Below are 3675 nucleotides of genomic sequence, written 5' to 3'. Positions count from 1 at the left end.
AAGCAAGATGTCCTTCTTTAGCAGTGGTAGTCACCGGTTCTCTGGAATAACGCTCCTGGCTTTCCTTGAACTTACTTAGTTCTGTTTCATCCACGCATATCTTACATCTGGCATCCTGTTCTATATAGCCTATTCTTTCCTGAGGATAATCCGGATCAATTGGAACATACGCTCCTCCCGCCTTTAAAACACCCAGTACCGACACAATCATCCACTCACTCCGCGTTTGTTTGATGCCCACCAGATCACCAGGGTGAATATCATAGTTTTCTCTCAGGTAATGAACCAGCTGATTCGACTTTTCATTAAGCTCTCTGTAGGTCAGCTGGGTATCCTTAAATACTACGGCTATATTGCTTGGCGTTTTTGTAACCTGCTCTTCAAATAAATCAACGATCGTCTTATCTTTCGGGTAAACTACTGCTGTATCATTGAACGTAACCAGCAGTTCATGCTTCTCCTGCTCAGAGAGGTAATCTATCTGCGAGATTCTCTGTTCCGGAGTTTCCAGCAGCACATGTAACAATTGCTTATAATGCCTTATCATACCTTCAACCATGGCCTGTTCGTACACGTCTGTATTAAAGCCTATCTGAAGAGATAAATAGTCTCCCGCTTCCCGGAAGGTGATTTCTATATCAAATTTTGAAGCACGTATTCCCTGATCTAAGATTTGATCTGATGCTTTTTGATTTAACTCAATCCCTTCGATCTTTCCCCCATTGTTTTGCAGAATGAGCATGATATCAAATACCGCACTTCTGCTTGTATCCCTTTGAAGACCGAGCTCTTCTACCAAACGATCGAAAGAATACATCTGGTGGTTATAGCTCTTTAAGGTTTCGGCTTTTAAAGCCTGGTAAAAACTGTCAAAGCTTTCTTCCGGATTAACCTCGTTTCTTAAAGCGAGGGTGTTTACATAGAAGCCGATCTGATCTTCCAGGTCTGCATGCTCCCTGCCCGCTACCGGCGTACCTATGATTATATCTCTCTGCGAAGTATAGCGGTACATCAACACATTCCATGTGGCCAGCAGGCCCATGAACAGACTACCACCATTCTCCTGTGTATACTGTTTTAGTTTAGCCGTAGTTGCCTTATCCAGATAAGTGGCTAAGCTATGCCCGTTATAGGTCTTCACCTCAGGACGGTGTTTAGTACCCGGCAGATCCAGCAGTGGCAACTCTCCCGAAAGTTTATCTAACCAATATGTTCTATGTGCTTTAAATGACGCCTGGTTCAACTGCGCTAACTGCCAGAATGAATAATCCTTATACTGGATGCGTAATGCATTTACTTCTGGTGATTTGCCGGTCTTATAAGCTTCATAGTATCTGAATACATCTTTAGCCAATACATCCATTGACCAGCCATCGCTGATGATATGGTGCATATTGAAATAAAATACATATTCCGCTTCCGCTACCTGCAGTAAGGCTGCTCTCAGTAAAGGGCCTTTCGCCAGATCGAATGTCCGGTAAGCATCTGCTGCGATATAGGCTTCTACTTCTTCTTTCCTGTTTGCCTCTTTTCTAAAGTCCCGGTAGTCGATTACAAAGCCCAGGTCTTTTCTTTCAAGGATCCATTGTCTCAACTCTCCTGACTCATCTTCCCGGAAAACAGTTCTTAAGATCTCATGACGTTCGATGGTAGCATCTATGGCTCTTTTGAAGTTTTCGATGTCAATATCCTGATTCAGGTAAATGCTTCCGGGCATGTTATAAGCTGCCGAGCCGCCTTCAAACTGGCTCAATACCCAGAGTCTTCTCTGGCCATCTGAGATAGCATAACTTACCTGGGGAGCTAGTTTTTCTATCTGAACAAATGCCTCCCTGGCTGAAGATGCTATCAGTGCGGCATGCGAAGCTACGCTGGTATGAGCGAACAGCTCTTTCAAACTCAGCTTTACAGACAACTCCTTTTGATACTCATTGCTCAGGCGAATAGCTTTCAGGCTATGGCCTCCCAATGCGAAAAAGTCATCATTAACCCCGATCTTTTCCCTTTCCAGCACTTCTTCCCAGATCTTTACAAGCTTCGCTTCTGTCTCATTGCGTGGCGCTACATATTCCACACCACTGGTTAATCCCGGGCCTTCCGGATCAGGCAGGGACTTCTTGTCTACTTTACCGTTTGCGGTTAATGGCAGCTCTTCCAGCTGTACATAATAGGACGGAAGCATATATATGGGCAGCTGCTCTTTTAGATAGTCTCTCAATTCACTTGTGTTCTGCCCGGTATTGGAAGTGATGTAAGCAACCAGTTCCTTTTGGCCTGACCCGTTCTCTTTGGCTAAAACTACAGCCTCCTTTATCTTTTCGTGGCTTAATAAAGCATGCTCTATTTCTCCAGGCTCGATCCGGTACCCCCTGATCTTTACCTGTTCATCTTTTCTGCCTAAATACTCGATATTGCCATCGGGCAGCCAGCGTCCCAGGTCTCCGCTGCGGTATAACCGCCCGTTTATGCCTTTTGCTTTCTGGTCGTTTGTTTGAAAAGGATTGCTGATAAATCTTTCACGCGTCAGCTCCTGGCGGTTCAGGTAACCACGCGCCACACCCGCCCCGCCTATATACAGTTCACCTACCGCCCCCACGGGCAGCAGAACAAGATTACTGTCTAACACATATGCTGTCGTATTTGCTATGGGACGGCCGATTATACTGGAAGGATTATATTCCTTAAAATCAGCATTTGTTTCATGACAGAGAGAATCGGCAGTCATTTCGGTAGAACCGTATATATTGAGAAGCAAATGGCTGGCACGCGGAAATAAACTGTAAAATTGTTGAATGATATTATTTGTCAGCATTTCGCCGCTACACGTCCAATACTTTAAGCAATTCAGCACATCAGGTACCCCCTCAAGGTTATTTAATATAACTCTTAGCAAAGAGGGTACAAGAACCAGCCTGGTTATTTTATATTCTGATAATTTTTGTATAAAGGAATCTATATCGATAATATCACTCTTCCTGAATAATATCGAAGGAACTCCCTTAAGCAATGCGCCAAACAATTCCCAAATATGATCTACAAAACCGATAGAAGTTTTGACTGCTGATTTTTCGTGTTCTTCAAAAGGATAGCGATCCCACATCCATTGCATTCGATTCAGTATTCCTGCATTCATTATCTCTACCCCTTTAGGCTGACCTGAAGATCCGGAAGTATAAATCACGCAAGCCAATTGATTAACCTGTTCTCTTTTTAGGCTTCTTTTGTATTCGCTGTTATAAATAGTTTCATCGTCTGCAAAAACAATTTTTACATTTTCCGAGAGCGGTACTTTGGGATACAATAACGCATCAGTCAATATTATTTTTACCCGACTATCTTCCAGCATATATTTCACTCTGTCAAAAGGGTATTCCGGATCTACCGGCATATACGCAGCTCCTGCTTTCAGTATACCAAGCATGGAAACGATCATAAGAATACTTCTCTCCACATAAAGCCCTGCCAGCGTTTCCCCGTTCACTCCTATATGAGTCAGGTAATGAGCCAACTGATCAGACCGCTCATTAAGCTCGCGATAAGTCAGCTCTCTATCCTCAAATACTATCGCAATATTATCAGGCGTCTTCTCGGCCTGCTCTTCAAACAAGTCTACTATCGTCTTGTCTTTTGGATAAGCTACAGCTGTATCATTAAATGTAAAGAGCAGTTTGTGTT

1 protein-coding gene is annotated in these 3675 nt (G+C 43.5%); it reads right to left on the bottom strand.

All coding sequences use genetic code 11. The annotated features are described in order from the left end of the window. Positions 1 to 3675, bottom strand: a 3675-nt coding sequence (locus tag A4R26_RS06720) for a non-ribosomal peptide synthetase (RefSeq protein WP_133054574.1), incomplete at both ends; no start/stop codon positions are given.

The sequence above is a fragment of the Niastella populi genome (assembly GCF_002078015.1).
GTDB classification, from domain to species: Bacteria; Bacteroidota; Bacteroidia; order Chitinophagales; family Chitinophagaceae; genus Niastella; species Niastella populi.
The sequence above is the reverse complement of the archived record's forward strand: the minus strand, read 5'-3'. Positions and strand labels throughout refer to the sequence as shown.